The sequence below is a fragment of the Brevibacillus sp. B_LB10_24 genome (assembly GCF_046036945.1).
Taxonomy (GTDB): domain Bacteria; phylum Bacillota; class Bacilli; order Brevibacillales; family Brevibacillaceae; genus Brevibacillus_C.
The window spans coordinates 26,028-45,981 of record NZ_JBJQOQ010000017.1; the positions used below are offsets into that span (position 1 = coordinate 26,028).

General features: G+C 55.4%; 19 protein-coding genes. 2 read left to right on the forward strand and 17 right to left on the reverse strand.

Annotation, left to right across the window (positions count from 1 at the left end; all coding sequences use genetic code 11):
- Positions 1–36: 36 nt before the first annotated feature.
- The 6 genes from ACI7RC_RS16020 to ACI7RC_RS16045 form a co-directional block, all read right to left on the reverse strand.
- On the reverse strand, positions 37–1,200 hold the full coding sequence (locus tag ACI7RC_RS16020; protein ID WP_408109234.1) for a saccharopine dehydrogenase family protein: 1,164 nt from the start codon (positions 1,198–1,200) through the stop codon (positions 37–39).
- Positions 1,201–1,311: 111 nt separating this feature from the next.
- Complete coding sequence (gene phnW, locus ACI7RC_RS16025) at positions 1,312–2,457, reverse strand: 2-aminoethylphosphonate--pyruvate transaminase (protein WP_408109235.1); 1,146 nt, start codon at positions 2,455–2,457, stop codon at positions 1,312–1,314.
- A gap of 3 nt (positions 2,458–2,460) precedes the next feature.
- Positions 2,461–3,255, reverse strand: a complete 795-nt coding sequence (phnX, locus tag ACI7RC_RS16030) for a phosphonoacetaldehyde hydrolase (RefSeq protein ID WP_408109236.1) — start codon at positions 3,253–3,255, stop codon at positions 2,461–2,463.
- Positions 3,256–3,273: 18 nt separating this feature from the next.
- Positions 3,274–4,980 (reverse strand): putative 2-aminoethylphosphonate ABC transporter permease subunit, encoded by a 1,707-nt coding sequence (locus ACI7RC_RS16035; protein WP_408109237.1) that lies wholly within the window; start codon positions 4,978–4,980, stop codon positions 3,274–3,276.
- A gap of 5 nt (positions 4,981–4,985) precedes the next feature.
- Complete coding sequence (locus ACI7RC_RS16040; RefSeq protein WP_408109238.1) at positions 4,986–6,041, reverse strand: putative 2-aminoethylphosphonate ABC transporter ATP-binding protein; 1,056 nt, start codon at positions 6,039–6,041, stop codon at positions 4,986–4,988.
- Positions 6,042–6,079: 38 nt separating this feature from the next.
- Positions 6,080–7,144 carry a putative 2-aminoethylphosphonate ABC transporter substrate-binding protein gene (locus ACI7RC_RS16045; RefSeq protein ID WP_408109239.1) on the reverse strand — a complete coding sequence of 355 codons (1,065 nt, stop codon included), beginning with the start codon at positions 7,142–7,144 and terminating at the stop codon, positions 6,080–6,082.
- 347 nt (positions 7,145–7,491) lie between these two features.
- Between ACI7RC_RS16045 and ACI7RC_RS16050 the strand changes: the two genes are divergently transcribed.
- Entirely contained in the window at positions 7,492–7,995 is a 504-nt protein-coding gene (locus tag ACI7RC_RS16050; RefSeq protein ID WP_408109301.1) for an MgtC/SapB family protein, read from the forward strand.
- Positions 7,996–8,032: 37 nt separating this feature from the next.
- Here the strand turns inward: ACI7RC_RS16050 and ACI7RC_RS16055 are convergent, their stop codons facing one another.
- The 8 genes from ACI7RC_RS16055 to ACI7RC_RS16090 form a co-directional block, all read right to left on the reverse strand.
- Entirely contained in the window at positions 8,033–9,313 is a 1,281-nt protein-coding gene (locus tag ACI7RC_RS16055) for a TRAP transporter large permease (protein WP_408109240.1), read from the reverse strand.
- Positions 9,310–9,783 carry a TRAP transporter small permease gene (locus tag ACI7RC_RS16060; protein WP_408109241.1) on the reverse strand — a complete coding sequence of 158 codons (474 nt, stop codon included), beginning with the start codon at positions 9,781–9,783 and terminating at the stop codon, positions 9,310–9,312. Before ACI7RC_RS16060 ends, ACI7RC_RS16055 begins: the two co-directional genes overlap by 4 nt.
- A 52-nt stretch (positions 9,784–9,835) precedes the next feature.
- Positions 9,836–10,873: a DctP family TRAP transporter solute-binding subunit gene (locus tag ACI7RC_RS16065; RefSeq protein ID WP_408109242.1), complete on the reverse strand. Its 1,038-nt coding sequence runs from the start codon at positions 10,871–10,873 to the stop codon at positions 9,836–9,838.
- A 69-nt stretch (positions 10,874–10,942) separates the two neighbouring features.
- The gene (locus ACI7RC_RS16070; protein ID WP_408109243.1) at positions 10,943–11,260 is read right to left on the reverse strand and encodes a Zn-ribbon domain-containing OB-fold protein; all 318 of its coding nucleotides are present in this window, start codon (positions 11,258–11,260) and stop codon (positions 10,943–10,945) included.
- Positions 11,257–12,399, reverse strand: a complete 1,143-nt coding sequence (locus ACI7RC_RS16075; RefSeq protein WP_408109244.1) for a thiolase C-terminal domain-containing protein — start codon at positions 12,397–12,399, stop codon at positions 11,257–11,259. The genes ACI7RC_RS16070 and ACI7RC_RS16075 overlap by 4 nt, the downstream gene beginning before the upstream one ends.
- The gene (locus ACI7RC_RS16080; protein WP_408109245.1) at positions 12,399–13,877 is read right to left on the reverse strand and encodes a class I adenylate-forming enzyme family protein; all 1,479 of its coding nucleotides are present in this window, start codon (positions 13,875–13,877) and stop codon (positions 12,399–12,401) included. Before ACI7RC_RS16080 ends, ACI7RC_RS16075 begins: the two co-directional genes overlap by 1 nt.
- Positions 13,878–13,880: 3 nt before the next feature.
- Entirely contained in the window at positions 13,881–14,360 is a 480-nt protein-coding gene (locus ACI7RC_RS16085; RefSeq protein ID WP_408109246.1) for a PPC domain-containing DNA-binding protein, read from the reverse strand.
- A gap of 146 nt (positions 14,361–14,506) precedes the next feature.
- Positions 14,507–15,061 (reverse strand): DUF1697 domain-containing protein, encoded by a 555-nt coding sequence (locus tag ACI7RC_RS16090; RefSeq protein WP_408109247.1) that lies wholly within the window; start codon positions 15,059–15,061, stop codon positions 14,507–14,509.
- A 200-nt stretch (positions 15,062–15,261) separates the two neighbouring features.
- Here ACI7RC_RS16090 and secD point away from each other — a divergent pair, with 200 nt between their 5' ends.
- Entirely contained in the window at positions 15,262–16,497 is a 1,236-nt protein-coding gene (secD, locus tag ACI7RC_RS16095; protein WP_408109248.1) for a protein translocase subunit SecD, read from the forward strand.
- A 65-nt stretch (positions 16,498–16,562) separates the two neighbouring features.
- Here secD and ACI7RC_RS16100 read toward each other — a convergent pair whose 3' ends face one another.
- The 3 genes from ACI7RC_RS16100 to ACI7RC_RS16110 are packed head-to-tail and all read right to left on the reverse strand — an operon-like array spanning position 16,563 to position 19,930.
- Positions 16,563–17,273, reverse strand: coding sequence for an ABC transporter ATP-binding protein (locus ACI7RC_RS16100; RefSeq protein ID WP_408109249.1), 711 nt, complete (start codon positions 17,271–17,273; stop codon positions 16,563–16,565).
- Positions 17,257–19,041 carry a branched-chain amino acid ABC transporter ATP-binding protein/permease gene (locus ACI7RC_RS16105; RefSeq protein ID WP_408109250.1) on the reverse strand — a complete coding sequence of 595 codons (1,785 nt, stop codon included), beginning with the start codon at positions 19,039–19,041 and terminating at the stop codon, positions 17,257–17,259. The genes ACI7RC_RS16100 and ACI7RC_RS16105 overlap by 17 nt, the downstream gene beginning before the upstream one ends.
- A gap of 1 nt (position 19,042) precedes the next feature.
- Positions 19,043–19,930 carry a branched-chain amino acid ABC transporter permease gene (locus tag ACI7RC_RS16110; RefSeq protein ID WP_408109251.1) on the reverse strand — a complete coding sequence of 296 codons (888 nt, stop codon included), beginning with the start codon at positions 19,928–19,930 and terminating at the stop codon, positions 19,043–19,045.
- Positions 19,931–19,954 lie beyond the last annotated feature (24 nt).

Sequence of the window (19,954 nt, forward strand, 5' to 3'; positions counted from 1 at the left end):
ATACCCCTCCTGCGGCAAGCGCTCTGATTCTCCCGGTTATTCAAGGCATGTGATCTCTTCGTGAACGAAAATGCCCCGTTTTCTAAGCTCCGCAAAGATATCCGACGGATCGAAAGCCTCTTCGGGATTGATCACCCCTGTCGCCTTAACCGCTCCGTCGGCAATGAGCTGCGCGGCGATCGCAAACGGGATTCCCACGTTGCGCGTATACGCCCTGAGTCCGGCCCAGCCTGGGGCAGAACCGTCCGAAGCCGGATGGGTATGCGTCAAGGTATGCTGCACCTTACGGCCGTCCCGCTCTCCCGTCACTTCTACATGCAGTGAATAGCCGTACAACTCTGTCTCCTTGCCCTCTTTTGAATTATAAAGATACTGGGCAATGCAATCAAGAATCCCGACTTCCTGCCCGCCAACCTGAATTTTGTCGTTGCGCATAAAGCCGTAATCGTACAGCGCCTTCACTAGCTGCATGTTGGCCGGCGGCCAGGTCCCGCGCGTTTCGATCAGCTTCACGCCCTTGCCGGCGAGCGCCTTCGCCAGCGTCACGGTCTCGGCATGGGGAATGATGTACTGGACCGTCTTTCCATACGGCTCGGGAAGCTGGATTTCGCGCGGTCTGGCAAACGGCGGCACCTGAACGAACTGGCCGTTTTCGTAGACGACTCGGCCCGGGAGCTCGGGATCGTACTCATAGGTCGTCGTCTCGGCAATCGACTTGGAAAAGGCGATCGGCCGGTACGAACCGTGGCTCACCCTCACCGTGTCGACCGTGTCCAGTTGATTGGCGGCATGCATCGCCATCATCTGGGTCACCCCGGGCGTCATGCCAAACCCCGGCAGACATGTTTTGCCGTTTCTTTGAAACACTTCGTCTGCCGCCCGTTCCTCGCCAAAGCCGTTCAGGTTGACCCCGTGGCAGCCAGCTTCGGCGATGCATGCCGTAGAAAGCCCGTTTAGCGTGATCGTTGTACCGTCCATGACGATATCGTAGCCCCGCATCTGGTTGACCGTAGCTTCATGATCCCTCACGTTCACCTTCACGAAATCCACCCGCGGATCATTCAGCCATTGGACAACCTTCATCCCTTCTTCTTCATTAAAATCCCCGATGGTGATCCGTTCAAATCGGGAGTGCTGCACCAGGTCGAGGACCGCTTCCCGGCAGATGTTGCCGGCACCGCCCAAACAGAATACCTTCATCTCTCCGCTACCTCCCCGAATGATCCGTATAGTGGCAAGAAAACCTTATATAACCCACTCTTCAACCATTTTTTTCATTGTTTTTTGTTGTGATTCGGAGCAAAAAAATAGTTACCAGAAGATGTTTCGTTCAATTGCCTGGACCAGCCGGACCATGTCTGCGGGATAGATATCGCCGATATTTCCCACTCGGAAGGTATCAGCGGCCGATATTTTTCCCGGGTAGATGACAAATCCCTCCCGTTTCAGCCGGTCGTAGAATTCGCCAAAAGTAAATGTCGGGCTGTCGGGATAGTAGAAAGAAGTGATGATCGGCGATTGATATTCACGTGGCAGGAGAGCTGTAAAGCCGATTGGTTCCATCCCGTGGACCAATGTCCGCTGGTTTTCCCTATAGCGCTGCGAGCGCTTTTCCACTCCGCCTTCCGCTTCCAGTTCCAGCAAAGCTTGATAAAACGCGCGGACGACATGGGTAGGCGAGGTGTAGCGCCACTTGCCGTTATGCTGTTCCATCGTCGCCCATTGGTCGTACAGGTCGAGCGAGAGCGAGCGGGCGCGGCCTTTGCACTTTTGCAGTTCGTCTTCCTTCGCCAGGACAAAACCAAATCCGGGGACACCTTGGATGCACTTGTTGGCGCTGCTGATCAAAAAGTCGATTTGCAGGGCCGCCAGGTCGAGCTTCACTCCGCCAAAGCTGCTCATCGCATCGACGATAAAGATTTTGCCATACTCTTTCGCCACTTTGCCCACTTCCTCGATGGGGTTGAGCATTCCCGTCGTCGTCTCGCAGTGAACCACGACAACATGGGTGATCGCCGGATCGTCTTTGAGCAGTCGTTCCAACGGTTCAGCTTGTGCCTGCTCTACTTCGCCAAAATCGATCACTTTGGCGTCGATCTGCAGCACCCGAGCCATCTGCACGATCCTGTTGCCATAGGCCCCATTGGTGAGCACTACCAGCTTGCCGTCAGGCGGTACAACCGTCCCGATCACAGATTCGACCGAAAAGCTGCCGCTTCCCTGCATCAAAACGGAAGTATAGCCGGCTGTTTGTTCACCGGATAGTCCGACGAGCCGCCTGCGAATGTCCTGCACCAATCCGTTGTAGTCGTCATCCCACGTGCACCAATCCCGCAGCATCGCCGCCTTGACGCCCTTGGTAGTGCTGAGCGGCCCCGGGGTCAAGAGCAGGTACGGATTGTCGGGAAGAAGGCTTGGATCTACCGGTCTTTCTCCTTGCAAACGAGTCGCTTCCACAAGTCATCTCTCCTTTTGGGTTAGTCGAAGATTAATCTTCGGAATCAACTGGTCCAGCTCGCCGATCGTCCCGATCACGTAATCGGCTCCGGCGGCTTTAAAGCGTCTGGCCACGGCATCCATTTTGTCGGCCAGGACATCCGGGTCGCATTCTTTCACCTCGCGTTCGCTCATACCCAGCTCGCTGCCGCCCTTGATCACCCCAACGGTCCAGACTCCGGCGTTGACGCCCTCCTTGATATCGCTCAGCGTATCGCCCACCTTGATGATGTGTTTCATCGGGTAAACGCCCAGCGCCATGGCATTCTGGTAGATCATCCACGGATACGGACGCCCCGCCGGGACATCGTCAGGGGGCACCAGCAGGTCTGGTGCGTACCCCTGTTTTTTCGCTTCGGCGGTCACGATCGACATCATCTTGGCCGTGTACCCTGTAGTCGAGCCGACCTTCAGCCCGGCCTGCCGGAGCCGCTCCACCAGTTCGATCGCCCCCGGGATCGGCGTACAGTAGTTGCGCAAAATAGAAAACAGCATCGGCTCGAAATCGGCGTACAGGGCGTCGATGTCCTTTTCCGTCGGCAGCCTGCCGTACTTCTCCTGCCAGAGGCTGGCGATGCGCTCCATACTGCACATCGCCTTGATGTGGTCCCGCTTCTGCATTCCCATCGGCTCCCGCGCTTCCTCATGGGTTACCGCAATTCCCCGCTTTTTGAACACCTCGATAAACACGTCCAGCGGGGCAAAACATCCGTAGTCGACTGCTGTTCCGGCCCAATCCATAATCACAGCTTGAATCATGTTCTCGCTAATTCCCTCCTATCTTTTTTGCCATGCTTCCGTCCGCCGCCTGAGTCCCTTGGTCGTCAGCTCATAGACGATGCGAATGATGATGTTGGTCAAGACGATCAGCACGGACATGGCAGCCGCGGGCGCAACATCCCCGGCGTCATCCATGTTGACGATGGTTACCGATGCCAGCTTGAAATCGGCCGAGTACAAAAAGACGACAGCCGAGATCGTCACCATCGAATTGATGAAGAAGTAGACGGCGTTTTCCAGGATGGCCGGCAGCGACATAGGCACTGTCACCCGGAAAAACGTCTTGTAAAACGGCACACCCATCGATTCCGAAGCAAGATCAAACTCCTTGTCCAGCTTTTTCAGCGCCGAGGTGGACGAAATAAACGGCACCGAGTAGAAGTGAACCACATTGGCCAGGACGATGATGGCAACTGTGCCGTACATCCAGTTGAGCGGGTTGTCAGGGTTGTTGAAGAAGAAGATAAACGCCAGACCGATTACCAGCCCCGGCAGGGCAAGCGGCAAAATGGACAGGAAGTACCCGATTTGGCGCAGCCCTTTCATAAACCGCGTTTTTTCGATTAAGTACGCATTGACGAAGGTGATGATCGTTCCGATGACTGCAGAGTAAAAGGAGACCAGCAAACTGTTCCAGAATGGCTGCATTCCCTCTCCGGCCACTTTGGAAAAATCAAAATGCGTCAGAGAAAGCGTCAAATCGTACGGCCATACCTTCACCAGAGCGGCAAATAAAACTGTCAGCAGCAGGACGAAAATCAACACCGTGATCAGCAGGCAGTAAGCGAGGTACAGCGAGTCCCGCCACCCTTGCCGGACGATCTTGTAGGGCGTCGACTTGGCAGTAATCGAAGCGCTCTGCTTTCGCTCGACGATCCGATCGACGATGAACGCGAGAATCGCGGGGATGATCAGGATCAAGCCGACCGTCGCTCCCATCGTCATGTTCTGCTGGCCGATGACGTGTTTGTATACATCGGTGGCGAGCACGTTGTACTGGCCGCCCACCACTTTCGGCGCGCCGAAGTCCGTAAAGCTCAGGGTAAAGCAGACGAAGAGGGCGCTCACCAGACCGTACTTGATATTGGGCAGCGTGACGGTGAAAAACTTCCTCGCTTTGCCCGCCCCGAGCGTATCCGCCGCCTCGTACAGATTGTAATCGGCAAAGGCAAGCGACACCGACAACACCAGGAACGCCTGCGGAAAGGTGTAGATCACTTCGGAGATGATTATTCCCACCGGTCCGTACAGGTGGATGTCAAATCCGGCCAAACTCCCGAAGAATCCGGTGGTCACCAACCCCTGATTGCCAAACAGGTACTGCAGGGCGATAGCATGCATCATCGTCGGAGCGAACAGCGGCAGCATCGCCGCGTAGCGGAAAAAAGCTTTGCCAGGGATGGCCGTCCGGGTCAAGGCATAGGCGTACAGGAAAGCCAGCGTGACCGAAATGGCCGTCGTCACCGCCGAGACGAACATCGTATTGGTAAAGGACTGAAAGAGGGCTGGAGTCGTGAAGTACTTCGCAAGGTTAGCCAGCCCGACGTAGTTTCCTTCATTGTCCAGGAAGACTTTTTCATAGAGAACGACAAGCGGGAGCAGCACGCTCACAAACAGCACGACGACCATGACGCCGATCAGGATTCGCTGGATCCACTGGTCCCTGCCCGCCTGCTGGCGGACTGCGGTTCTTGTCGAAATCATAAGCATCACTCCCCGCTCACTTTGAGGTCCGCTGCCTGGTCAAAGGTGATCAACCTCTCCAACGGCAGTTCGAGCGACAGCACCTTGTGCTTCTGCAGCTTCAACCGGTGCACCTGGTGAACTGGCATGTCAATCATGATGTACTGGCCCGGCGGCTCGGTCTTTTCCGTGGAGAGCTGCAGCAAAAGGCGGTAGAAAGAGCCGCGGAATTCCATATCTTCCACTACTGCCTTCATTCCGACATCGGAATCGTACTCCAACACGTGGACGTTCTCCGGGCGGATCGCCAAAAGTCCTTTTCGCTCGGGCGTGAACCCGGCAAAGTGAGCTGGTTCAAAAAAGTTGATCGAACCGATAAAATCGGCGACAAACGGACTGTTAGGCCTCTCATACACCTCCTCCGGCCCGCCGATTTGCACCACCTCGGCGTTGTTCATGACGACAATCTTGTCGGCCATGGTCAGCGCTTCATCCTGGTCATGCGTCACCATGATCGTCGTGATCCCGATTTTTTCGTGCAGACTGCGAATCTCCCGCCGCAGTTTCAAGCGAACCTTCGCGTCCAAGGCCGACAAGGGCTCATCGAGCAGCAGGAAATCGGGCGACAGAGCGATCGCCCTGGCTAGAGCGATTCGCTGCTGCTGCCCCCCGGACAGCTGTGCCGGATACTTCTCTTTGATATGTTCCAGGTCGATCAGCGCCAGTACTTCTCCCACTTTTTCTTCTATCTCTTTTTTGGAAAGCTTCCTTGATTTCAATCCGTAAGCAATATTTTGAGCCGCGGTAAGATTGGGAAACAGCGCATAGGACTGAAACATCATGCCGAAGTTTCTCTTGGCCGGAGGCAAACCGGTGATATCCTTCCCATTGACGAGAATTCGTCCCGTTTTTGGCCGCTCCAGCCCGGCAATGATTCGCAGCAGCGTCGTCTTTCCGCATCCGCTTGGCCCGAGCAAGCAGACAAACTCATTTTTTTGGATGTCGATATCAATCTGGTTCAGCGCCGTAAACTTGCCAAATGACTTGCTGATTCCCTGTATTGAGAGGTAGGCCTGATCCATAAACTCCTCCTTTCTCCAACCTGCTTTGATCGGCGTGGTCAGCTCTTCGGTTCGCTCTTGGTGCTAAAGCGCTTATCCCACTCGGCCAACCATTGTTCGCGCTCCTTGGCTGCTTTGTTCAGATCGTTTTTGATTAACTGTTTCAGCGGTTCTTTCGGGTATTCCTCCGGGTATGGTTCGCTGACGGAAGACACGGTGATAATCGCGAAGTTCTTGTTGTACTCCTTCATCGCATCGTCAGAAATCGCCCAGTCCAGGAATACTTTTGCTTCTGGCTTGATCTCTTTTTTCTTGACCAGCGCGTTGGCTTCCGGGTCCCAGCCCGAGCCTTCCTTCGGGAAGACGACTTCAAGCGGAGCCCCTTTTTTCTTTTCGGTGACGCCGCGGTAACCAAACGTGATCCCGATCGGGTACTCGCCGGCTGCCGCCATCTTGGCCGGTTTGGAACCGGAGTGGGTGTACAACCCGATGTTCTCATGCAGTTTGCTCATGTAATCCCAGGCACCTTGTTCGCCAAACAGCTGGAAAAAGGCGTTGATCGTCAAAAATCCGGTTCCCGAAGAGGAAGGATTGGGCATGACGATCAATCCTTTGTACTCCGGCTTGATCAGATCTTCATACGACTGCGGAACCGGCAGATTACGCTTCTGAAGTTCGACTGTATTGACGACAAAGGCGGTCTCGTACACATCGATTCCCACCCAATGGGCCGGACTTTGGGAGTCCCGAAACTCGGGGCTGACGCGTTCGATTCCTTTCGGATCATACGGCTCCAGCATCCCCAGGTGGTCTGCCACCAGCAGACTGGAGGCGGATGTTCCCCAAACCAGGTCTGCCTGCGGATTATCTTTTTCCGCCAAGAGCTTTGCGGTGATCACACCTGTGGAGTCTCTGACCAGGTTGACCTTGATATCCGGGTAAGACTTTTTGAAGGAGTCGAGATACGCTTTCAACTGATCGTCTTCCAATGCCGTATAGACCGTTAATTCATTCGATTTTCCACCACTCGACCCGGCGGCATCCTTGGATCCGCCGCAAGCAGTCAGAACGACGAGTGATAAGAGCAAAATCGGGATAAAGGCAACATGAAACCACTTTCTCATACAGGCAATCCCCCTCTTCCATATCATGTATCTGCAGCTTTACCGCTCATGATTTGTCTCAGGCAGCCCTCCCTCTCTTGGCGTCTCACTTTAACAAAAATACTAATGACCGACTGTTAAACAGATGTTAACTCATTATGAATTCCACATGTTTTTTATGTTTTTCTGTTTTTTTCATTGATTTTTAGTGGGTTGGGACTATTATATAATTAATTGAGTAAAGATTGCAAATATTTTTAATTAAATAACTTCTTGCTTATTCATCATATTTCACATCTTCGGCGCATTGAAATACCCTGATGTCAATAGGAGGGAATACGACTGTGACAGAATTCTGGAATCTGGAGATGTATATCAGGATATTGGTCAGTGCCCTGCTGGGGCTGTTTATCGGTTGGGACCGCTCCTTTCGCAATAAACCGGCCGGCCTGAAAACGTACACGTACGTTTCGGTCGCTTGCACGTTGATCACCTTGGTTTCCATCTATACGGCAAAAATGCTGGCTGCTCCCGATAGCGGAACGATGATGGATCCCATGCGCCTCGCTGCCCAAATCGTCACCGGGCTGGGCTTTTTGGGAGCAGGCGTCATCATCAAGGACGGCTTGCAGGTGAAAGGGTTGACATCGGCTGCGATGATCTTTTTTGCCGGAGGGGTAGGGATCGGCATCGGTGCGGGATTTTACGGAGTCGTCGTCTTCTCTGTCATTCTGACCTTTACATTGGCGAGGATCAGTTCCTATTTTGAGCAGCAAAGCCTGAAAAATGCCCGCAGCAAGCGAACCAAAAAGGCGGGAAAAGAAGCGGAAGGCAGTCAGGCGGAGCCCTCAAAACAAGATTATGCGGGCTAAAAAAAACGAGACTGTCTTTGAAGACAGCCTCGTCCGCTCACATGCCGAGTATGTTGGGCAGCCAAAGGGCCACGGAAGGAATGTAGGTGACAATAAATAAAGCGACGAGTGAAGCCAGGATAAACGGTATCACGCCGAGGGAGATTTCCTTCAGGCTGATTTTGGCCAGGCCGCAGGCGGCGTACAAGTCAAGTCCCACAGGAGGCGTCACCAACCCGATCGCCAGATTCATTGTCATCACGACGCCGAAATGAACCGGATCGATCTGGAGCGCGGCCAGAATCGGCAGGAAAATCGGCAGGAAAATGTAGTAGGCGGAGATCGCGTCGACGAACATCCCCGCGAGCAGCAAGATGACATTGATCATAAACAGCATGGCGTACTTGCTCTGTACCAGGCCAAGCAGGCTGTCGGCAACGTCTTCAGCGATCCCTTCCACGGTGATCAGCCAGGCGAACACCGAAGCGGAAGCCACGATCAGCATGATCATCGCGGTAGTTTTTCCGGATTGGAGCAGGATGCCGCTCAACTCCTTCCACTTGATCGTTCTGTAGATGAAGAGCCCGACGAACAAGCTGTAAAAAACGGCGACAACGGCTGATTCCGTGGGGGTGAACACCCCGCTGTAAATACCGCCGAGGATGACCACCGGAGCGGCCAAGCCCCAGAGGGCCTCCCGAAAAGCCTTGCCGATTTCCCTGCCAGTCGCTTTCGGCATCTTGGGAATCTTGTCCCGCTTCGCGATGAAGTAGCTGGTGACCGCGAGCGTGAGGCCCACCAAGAGACCGGGGATAATCCCGGCGATAAACAGCTTGCCGATGGAAACCTCCGCCACCACGCCGTACACGACGAAGGCAATGCTCGGCGGGATGATGATCCCGATGCCCCCGGCAGTCGCCAAGAGGCCGGCCGCCATGTCTTTGCGGTAGCCAGAGTTGGCCATCGCCGGGATCAGGATCGAACCTACCGCCGCCATCGTCGCCGGTCCGGAACCGGATATCGCCGCAAAAAAACAGGCGGAGACGACGGAGACGATCGCCAGTCCGCCGGTGTAATGGCCAGTCAGCGTCTTTGCCAGGTTAATCAGCCGTCCCGAGATGCCGGCGCGTTCCATGATAATCCCGGCCAAAAAGAAAAACGGGATGGCCAGCAAAGTAAATTTTGCCGTCGAGGAGTAAAACAGCGACGGAATCGACTGCATCGGCAAATCGAAGATCAGCATCGTGCTTACGGCCGACAAGCCGAGTGCAATCGCGATCGGCATGTTCAGGAAGAGCAGGAGAAAAAAAGAGCCGAATAACCATACCTCTGTGCTCACTTCTCATCCCCCCCAAGCCGTCTGTATTCCTTCCAGAAGCCTTCCGTAAAGCGAAACAGGCAGATCAACGCCCCCAGCGGGATCGACGAGCCCATGATCCATTCCGGTATGCCCAAGGCAGAGGTTTTGGCCCCGTATTCGACCTGCTGCATGACCATCTCTACTCCGTACCACAACAGGATGGCAAAGAACAGCAGCGTGAGCAGGGCGACCAGGCTCAGGATGGTTTTTTTCAACGGAACCGGGACCAGGTCAGTCAGCAGTGAAAAGCCGAGGTGGCCGTTTTCCCGTGCCAGCAGCGAGGCTCCGATAAAAATGGCATAGACGAATAAATTCGTTGTCAATTCTTCCGTAAACGAGAGCGAAGCGTGCAAAAAGTAACGCGATATGACGTTGGCGAAGGCGATGACTGCCATCGCCGACAACGCGATGACCAGGACGATTTCTTCCAATCTGTTCAGCCACTTCACGGGTGTTCACCTCCTGAACAAAGCTGCCCCAGCAAAAGCCGGGGCCGCCAAATTAGTTTGCGCCGCGGAAAGCGTCAATCAAGTCTTTGCCGATGGTGTCGGTGTACTGATCATAGATCGGCGCAACCTTGTCCTGAAAAGCCTTTACCTGTTCCGGCGTCAGCGTGGTCACCGTTACGCCTTTGGCTTCCAGTTCCTTTACCATCTGGGCGTTTTCTTCGCGGTTGATCTTGCGCTGGTATTCCATCGCCTCGACAGCGGCTTCTCTCATGATGTCCTGGGTTTCCTTGTCGAGGGAGTCAAACTTTTTCTTGTTTACCCCAAGTACCAACGGATCGTACGAATAATTCCACAGGGACACGTACTTTTGCACCTCGTACAGCTTGGAGCTCATGATCACAGGCATCGGATTTTCCTGGCCGTCGATCGTTCCCTGCTGCAGGGCCGTAAAAACCTCGGAGAAGCTCATCGATGTCGGGTCGGCACCGAGCGCCTTGTACAGATCGATGTACATCTTCATGTTGGGCACGCGAATTTTCATGCCTGCCATGTCATCCGGACTGGTGATCGGCCGTTTGCTGTTGGTGATCTGCCGAAATCCGTTTTCGCCGAAAGCGAGCGGCTCTACGCCTTTTTCCCGCAGCAGCTCGGACAGCTTTTCCCCTCCGGTGCCTGCCAGCGCTTTGTCGGCAACGCTTTCATCAGTGAACAGCCAAGGCATGCTGATCACGGAAAACTTCTCGTCCAGACCGGAGTAGATAATCGTGGAGTGAAGCGATGCATCGGTGGAACCGTTTTGCAAAAGCTCGATGCCCTTCGGCTGGTTGCCGTTGGACAGCTGTTCGTTGGCGTAGATCTTAATCTCCACCCGCCCGTTCGTCTTTTCCTTTACCTTGTCCGCCCACATCTGTGCGCCCTTGTACCAGGTAGAGGTTTCGCTGGTGGTCACGCTCATCTTCAGTTTGATTTTTTCGTCCTTGGCGCCGGACGACTCACCGCCGGAGGCCTGTTCGGATTTTCCTCCGCCGCAGCCGGCGATCAGCGCCGCGCTCAAGACAAATGCGGCCAATGCGTTCCAATGTTTTTTCACTTTTATGAGTCCCCCTCGTCTCTTCCATTCAAATGAATATCTGTTTTTCACTGCAGTGACAAACACGCCTCACTGTCCCGCCGGGTCAAACCAGTAAACGGATTCATCCACCCGGCTGCATTCTACCCTTTGCCCGATGCGGGGCGTACCGCCAGTCAAGCGGCCCGTCACCCGTAACCCCTGGTCCAGATCAACCAGGACGATATGGTAAGGCGCCTGATCGGCAAACTTCTCCGGTGCGATGTGGATCGTGGTGTAGGAATAGACCGTGCCGCTCCCGCTGGCTGGTTTTAGCGTCAGGCGATCATGCCGGCAGACGGGACAGATGTACTTGGGCGGGATAAAGGCTGCGCTGCACTTTTCGCAGGACAACACGGAAATGTTCATGCCAGCCCTCCCTTCCCGGCAAAGATGTGAACGGTTGCAAAAGCGCCCGTTCCGCCGAGGTTTTGCGCCAGACCGATTCGGGCCCGCTCCACCTGGTTGGGGGCGCTGCCCCGCAATTGGCTGACGATTTGCACGATTTGCGACAGCCCGGTGGCGCCGATCGGATGCCCGCGCGACAGCAGGCCGCCGCTCGTGTTGACCGGCACTTTTCCGCCGTGGCCGGTCAAGCCCTGCTCCACCGCCTGCCAGCCGGTGCCCTTGGCGCAAAAGCCGAGCGCTTCCGTCGCCAGTATCTCCGTCATCGAGAAGCAGTCGTGAATTTCCACCACATCCACGTCTTCTGGCCCAAGTCCGGCCTGCTCGTACGCCTGCCGCCCCGCTTCCTCGATCGCTCCGATGCGCAGCAGGTCGGGAATCTCCTGCATCAGCGGCGGACCGGAGGCCTGGGCGGAAGCCAGCACGTTTATGCCCTTGTCACCCGCGGTGATGACGACGGCAGCGGCTCCGTCGGAGATCGGCGAACAGTCGAACAGCCCCAAGGGATCGGTCACCATCCGCGCCTGCATGATCTCGTCGAGCGAAGCTGGCTTGCGGAACTGGGCCTTCGGATTGTTCACGGCGTAATTCCGGTTTTTTTGCGCCACCATGGCCAGATGCTTTTTCTCCGCTCCGGTTTCGTACATGTAGCGGTTGGCCACAACGCCGAAAAATCCGGGAAACGTCAGGCCCGATACGCCTTCGTTGGAATCGTTGTCCATCGCGGCGTTGATTGCATGGGTCACCTGGCTGGTGGCGGCATGGGTCATTTTTTCTACGCCGACGACCAGCACCGTATCGTAGAGACCGGCAGCCACCATGTGGTAAGCTTGGCGAAAGGCGATGCCGCCCGAAGCGCAGGCCCCCTCCATTTTGGCCGCCGGGACCGGCCCGAGACCAAGCTCACTCACCAGCATCGACCCGAGGATTTCCTGTCCGGCAAGCTGGCCGCCCATGAAGTTGCCGACGTAGACGGCGTCGATCTTCGGCTGTCCGGCATCAGCGAGCGCATCCCGGCAAGCGGCGACCGCCAGCGATTTGACCGAAGTCTCGTGCTTGCCGAACGGCGTCATGCCTACTCCTGTCACTGAAACCGTTCTCATCAGGCATTCCTCCCGTACGCTTCGCGAATCTCCTTGCGCAAGATCTTGCCGTACGTGCTTTTTGGCAAGGAGTCCACGATGTGAATTCGCTGCGGCTTCTTAAAGCTGGCCAGATGGCTTTTGCACAATTCGATCAATTCCTGTTCCTCTACGGCTTGTCCATCGCGAAGGACGACGTGGGCGCAGACGGTTTCGCCCCACTTTTCGTCTGGAACGCCGAACACACAGGTTTCTTTGACCGCGGGGTGAAGATTCAACACCTCTTCCACTTCCCGGGGATAGATATTGGCACCGCCGCTGATGATCACGTCTTTTTTCCTGTCGACGATGTGCAGGTACCCTGCCTCGTCCACCCAGCCCAGGTCGCCGGTGTGCAGCCAGCCGTCTTTCAGCGTCTCGGCTGTCGCCTCCGGATTGTTCCAGTACCCTTGCATGACCAGCGAGCCCCGGCAGACAATCTCGCCCACCTGACCGGCCGGAACCTCGCTCCCTTCGTCGTCGACGATTCTCAGCTCGACAAACGAACCGGCGGCGCCGCAGGAAGCCGGACGGTGCTGCAGCTCGTGGCGAGGCATGACCGTGATCGTCATCGGCGCCTCCACCTGGCCGTAGGTCTCGACGATCTTGGGACCGAGCAGCTCCAGGGCCAGCTTGACCTTCTCCGCCGCCATCGGCGCTCCTGCCATATTGATCGTCCTGAGCGAACGCAGGTCCCGCCGGGCGAAGCTCTTGTCGTGGATCATCAGGTTGACCATCGTCGGCACCAGAAAGACCGTGGTGATCCGCTCGGTTTCGATCGCCTCCAAAAACTGCTCCGGTTCGAACTTGTTGAACACCACTTGCTTTAGTCCCAAAAGAAGGGCGCACTGTGCCAGGAAGTTGCTCCCGTGGGTCAGCGGGGCGACGTGGCCGATGACGTCGTCGTGCGTCAGATTGCACGCCATCGCCAGGGACAAGGCGCCGGAAATGAAGTTTCGGTGAGACAGCATCACGCCTTTTGGCCTGCCCGTCGTACCGGATGTGTACATGATGGCGTACAGGTCATCCTCGTCAACGGCCGTGTCCGGCTCTGCGCTTTCGGAAGCGGCAAGCCAGCTCTCGTATGCTCCGCCTACCGTTACCCTGGGAAGCGGTCCCGCTACGTTTTGCATCAGGTGCTCCTCCCCGATCAACAGGCTTGCCCCCGAGTGTTCCAGGATGTACTCGTGCTCCTTAGCGTGCAGCCGGTAGTTGAGCGGAACCTTGACAAGCCCGGCCAGCGCGATCGCGATGTCCAGCTCTACGTGTTCGATGCGGTTGGACATCAGGATCGCAACCCGGTCTCCTTTTTTCAGTCCCTTGTCATGCAGTGCTTTTGCCAGGCGAAAAGAGCGGTCCCGCAGTTCGGCGTAGGTAAAGCAGCGCTCCCCTTCCGCAACGGCAGTCTGAGCAGAAAACTGTCTGCATGTTTTTTTGGCAATACTCCCTAATGTTTCCAACCACTACCCTCCCTGCTTAAAGGTGATGACGGAAAATCCCAGCTCCGGATGGAAGGAGCGAACCGCTTCGACAGAATTCCCTACCTTGATCGTAAATTCGACGGTAATCAGCACCGGATTTTTCCCGGGCAACACGTGGCCGCCAAAAACCTGTCCCTGCTTGTTTACAAATAAACCATGCAGGTGCATGTCGATCGCCTGCTCATCGTTCCGGCATAGAAAGCCTGTCGCATTGAGAATCTCAATCGGCCCGTCTACCGTGACCGGATCGCTGTAACCCGGCCGCCCATCCGGCCCGTCCACACCGTACACGTACGTGGCCCTGCCAAGCGAGCCGATGCCGGTCAGCATGCCGGACGCGACATCGTACTTGGCGTATTCGGCGATGATGCCCTCCATCAAGTCGGTGCCCGCGGTCAGGGAGCCAAAGATAACGCCGTTCTCCCGATCGTAAACGGAATGATTCGTTCGCTTGTTCCCCACACGCCCCTCCACTATTTCGCAATATTTTTCATTTTTCAACAAAATAATAACACAAATATTTCATCGATATACATAGTTCTGAATAAATTTAGTAGTCAATTATTTTTAATCAAGGCAGCAGCAGATGCCGCCGGTATCACCAATGATCACTCCATCGCATTCGCCAAGTCGACGAGCTTGTTGATCGTCTTCCAGTTGCGTACAGTCACGGGAACGCCCAGCTTCCCCAGGTTGGCCGCGAGCTTGGAATCCCGCACGCTGTGGCGGAATAAGAGGAACAGATCTCTGCCTATTAGCTGATACTTGTCGTTTTCACTTCTGTAGGCTTCCAGCCGTTCGATCCCTTCCGGTGCAGGCTCCCCCAGCAGCAAGGCGACGTACAAGCTTTCCCCTGCGAAAGATGCTTCCGCTTCGGAAACCTCTTCCTCCGTGAACGGGCAGCTTGCGGCCATTCTGCTTAATTCCTCAGCCGTCCGCAGTATGACTGAAATCGAGAAGCCAAACTCCTTTTCAAACTCCTGCTCGATTCGCTTGCGCAGCGACTCCTCATCGTCATTCGACTCGAACAGCACATTTCCGCTCTGGATGTACGTCTGTACCCGACCTAGTCCCATCGCTTCAAACACGCGCTTTAGTTCAGCCATCTTTACTTTGTTTTTTCCGCCTACGTTAATGCCTCTTAGAAGCGTAATATAGATCATCTTCCGCCCCACCGCTTTCTATGAAAATAATTAATTTTTGATTAAAGCCTTCACGAGACCGGAAATGGGCTCATGTCCGGCCGTTCAATGTTCACTATACACTTTTTAAAGCGAAGCACACCAGTTTGATTATTTCATCTAACTATAATATTCTTACCATATATAAGTAAATATTTGGGAAAAAGGGGGGTGGGCTTAAAGTGATAAAATGGAGCAGGTTCGCGCTTTTCGTGCTGGTTGTTGCTGTTTTGTTTGGATTGGTGATCACAACCGTATCGCCTTTATCGAAAAATATCGTTCTAGGACTAGATCTTCGAGGAGGCTTTGAAATTTTATACAAGGTAGAGCCGCTTGAGTCGACCGAACAAGTGACAACCGACCTGTTGAAGGCAACTGCCGGGATGGTAGAGAAGCGCGTGAACATCGGCGGGGTGCAGGAGCCGGAAGTTACGATAGAAAAGCCCGATCGGCTGCGCGTCAAGCTGGCCGGTGTAAGCGATCAAGAAAAAATTCGCAGTCTCATCGGCAAGCCTGCTGTCCTCACCTTCCGGGATGATCAAGGCAGCGTGGTATTAAGAGGGAGCGACCTTGCGCCGGGCGGAGCAAGCGTCGGGTATGACGATTTGAAACGTCCGATTATTCTTTTGAAATTTGCCAACCCGGATAAGTTTACGAATGTTACGAGGGAACATTTAGGGAGACAAATCGCGATTTTTCTCGATGAGCAAATGCTTACGAATCCGGTTATTACTGAAGTGATTTCGAGTGGAAGCGCCCGAATCACTGGTCAACGCACTGTTCAAGAAGCACAGGAACAGGTCGACATTCTAAATTCAGGGGCGCTGCCGTCCAAACTGGTGGAACTGTCGGCCAACGCTGTCGGTGCCTCTCTCGGGGCGATGGCACTACAGAAGACCATCTTTGCCGGATATATCGGCGGCATTATCATCTTCCTGTTCATGCTGCTCGTTTACCGCGTACCGGGAATGATCGCCAACATCACCTTAATCGGCTTTGCTTATTTCTGCCTGCTCGTGCTGGATTGGATGAACGCTACGCTAACGCTGCCAGGTATCGCCGGGTTTATTCTGTCCGTCGGAATGGCGGTGGACGCCAACATCATCACCTATGAACGCATCCAGGAAGAGATTATGAGCGGAAAAACGATTCTGTCTGCCTTCCGCGCCGGCCAGAGACGCTCCTTTATCACGATCATCGATTCCCATGTGACGACGATCATCGCCGCCCTTGTGCTGCTGTACGTCGGGACAAGCTCGATTCAAGGCTTTGCCACCATCCTGATCATGACGCTCATCATCAGTCTGATTACCAACGTTTTTGGATCCCGCTTCCTGCTTTGGCTGCTGATCAAGGCAAACCTGTTTCAAAAGCCTATCTGGTACGGGGTGAAGAAGGCTGATATACATAAACTTTAACAAAAAAAGCTGTCCGGCGGCTGATCCTGCCGCATGAGACAGCTTTATCCCGGCACGCAGTCAAATTACGCGCCGAGATAGGTTTGGACGATCTTCTCATCGTGTAATAGCTCGCTCGAAGCGCCTGTGATTTCCACCGCACCCGATGAGAGCACATAAGCCCTGTCCGAGATGGATAGCGCCGCTTTGGCCAGTTGTTCGACCAACAGGATCGTCTTGCCCTCGGTGCGCAGCTGTGCTACCGTATCCAGGATCAGCTTGACGAACAGCGGCGAAAGGCCCATCGACGGTTCATCGAGCACGATAAACTCCGGGTCGGCCATCAGCGCCCGGGAGAGGGCCAGCATCTGCTGCTCGCCGCCGGAGAGCGTCCCCGCCTGCTGCTTCCTGCGCTCTTTCAGCCGGGGGAAGCGGGTGTACTCGCGTTCGATCCACTCTTTTACGAGAGCCGGATTTTTTTTGATCTTGGTGTATGCCCCCAGGATCAAATTTTCTTCCACGGTTTGATCGCCGAATATCTGCCTCCCCTGCGGCACGTGGCCAATCCGTTTTTTCATGATGTCATGGGCCTGGATGCCATTCAGCAATTCTCCCTTGTACCTGACCTCGCCTGAACTGATCTTGACCAGTCCGGTGATCGCCCGCAGCAGCGTCGTTTTGCCCGCTCCGTTGCGGCCGATCAGGGCCACGATCTCACCTTCGTCGATGTGCAGATTGACGCCGCGAAGCGCTTGTGCCCTGCCGTAACGGACGTACAGTTCATTCACCGACAACAAGCTTCGTCACCTCCTCGCCGCCCAGGTACGCCTCGATCACCTGAGGATGTTTCTGGATATACACCGGGTCGCCTTCTGCGATTTTCTTGCCGAAGTCAAGCACTGTGATCGTGTCGCAGACGTTCATCACGATCTCCATGTGATGTTCGACGAGGATGATCGAGATGCCGATCTCCTTGAGATTGCGGATCACCTTCACGATTTTGTCCACTTCGTACTGGCTGGCCCCCGCTGCGGGTTCGTCGAGGATCAGCAATTGCGGCTTGACCGCCATAGCCCGGGCGATCTCGACGAGCCGCTGCTCGCCGTAGGAGAGATTGGCTGCCATTTCGTTCGCCTTTTCAGCCATCCCGACGAAAGCCAGCAAACGCATGGCCTCATCGCGAAACCGCTCCTCTTCCCTCCAAAAGCGGGGCGTGTGCAGGAGGTTGGCGAAGAAACCGCTCGTATAGTGCAGATGAAATCCGACCAGTACGTTTTGCAGGACAGTCAGTTCTGAAAAGAGCTGCAAGTTTTGAAAGGTGCGGGTGATCCCGGCCTCCGCCATCTTTTGGGGCGGAAAGCTGGTGACATTGCGGGTGTTCCAGATCATCTGACCCTCCGTCGGGACGTATACGCCGCTCAAGACGTTGACGATCGTGCTTTTACCCGACCCGTTCGGCCCGATCAGCCCCCGCACTTCCGGTCCCTGCAGGGTGAGATCCACCCCGTCAACGGCACGGTACCCGTCAAATTCCATCACCACTTGCCGGATATCGAGGACCGTCGCCTGTCTTTTTGCCGCCCAGCGCATCTCGGTCCCCGTGGCTTCGCGCGGTTCGTCCGCTTTTTGGGCCAGCGACGTAGTTTCCCTTCGCTTCCCTTTGACCCTGGCCAGGCTGCCGACGATGCCCTGCGGCAGCAGCACCAGACTGACGAGCAGGATGGCGCCGAAGATCAGCAGATGGTAGTCGTACAAGCTCTGGAATGCCTGCGGCAGCAAGAAAATCACGATCGTGCCGATGACGGGGCCGAGCCTGGTGCCGGCGCCGCCCACGATCACCCCGACCAAAAACAGGATCGATTTGTCCCAGGTGAATGAGTCGCTGTTGAAGTAGGAATTTTGAAAAGCAAACAGCGCACCGCCGATGCCGGCGATCGATGCGCTGACTACAAACGCCAGCACCTTCCAGTTGCGCACGTCAACGCCTGCCGTCGCCGCAGCCACCTCGCTGTTGCCCATCGCCTGAAAGGTCCTGCCGATGCGGGACGTGAACAAATTGTCCGCCAAGACGGTAATGACGATGGTGATCAGCGCGATCAACCAGTAGTATTCCACGACGCCAAGCGATAAGCCAAACAGGCTGGGCGAATTCAGATACAGGCCGGCCGGTCCCCCGGTAACCTCTACCCAGCGGTTGGCGACAATCTCGATCAGCATGCCGAACGCGATTGTCACCATCGCCAAATAGGGCCCTTTCGCCCGCAGGGAGAGCATCGCGACAATGCCTCCCGCCGCAGCGCAGACGGCCGTGCCCAGAGCCAGGCTGATGAGAAAGGGAACGCCGGCATTGTTGAGCAAAGCCGTGCCGTATGCGCCGATGGCAAAAAATCCGGCATGTCCCAGCGACAGCTGACCGGAGAGCCCGACCAGCAGGTTGAGACCGACGACGACGATGTAGGTGTACAGAAACCCCTGGGCCAGGTGAATCAAGTAGGAATTGGGAAAAATCCAGGGAAATACATACAATGCTGCTCCGATAGCCGCGTAAATGCCCCACTTTTTCATCTTAAAATTTCTCCTTCACTTTTTTCCCGAAGAGACCCTGCGGCATAAAAATCAACACGATCAGAATCAGCACAAAGGCACTGGCGTCCTTATACGCGGAACTGCCCAGCGCAAACACCTGCTCCAGCACGCCGAGCAGCAGACCGCCGATGAGAATGCCCACCGGGTTATCAAGTCCGCCGATAATCGCCGCAGCGAACGCCTTCAGCCCCAGCGTCGCACCCATGAAAAAAGCGGTGTTGGTAATCGGCCCGACCAATATGCCGCCGATGCCGGCCAGCGCCGAAGAGAGCGCAAAGGCGAGAACCGCCATCGCCCGCGGATTAATCCCCATCAAAGCAGCCGCCTCGGGGTTGAATGCGACCGCAGCCAGCGCTTTGCCCAGCAAGGACTTTTTCAGGAAGACGAACAGGCAGCCCATGATGACAAATGCACAGACGGCAATGAAGATCTCGTGTTTGGCGATGCCGACTCCCCCAAACCTGAGTACTTCGCTGCCGAAGGGGGAAGGAAACGGGATGACATTCCTTCCCCAAACCAGCATGGCGATATTGCGAAACATCATCGAGACAGCCACCGTGCTCAAGATCCAGCTGATCGACATAAAGTTGTTCTGCAGCGGACGTATCGCGATCCGCTCCAGCCCCCACCCCAACAGGCCCATGATCAGACAAGTCACCGCCAGGGTGAGCAATAATGCGAGAAACACGTTGATTCCGGAAGTCATCAGCGCTCCCAGTGACGTTAATCCCAGAAGCGCCCCGACCATCAGAAAGTCACCCTGACCGAAATTGAGCGTCCGTGTCGTCACATAGGTAATATAGTAGCCTTGGGCGATGATCGCGTAGATGCTCCCGAGAATGAATCCGCTTACGACAGCTTGCAGCAACGCGCCTCCTCCTTCCTGCCCGGC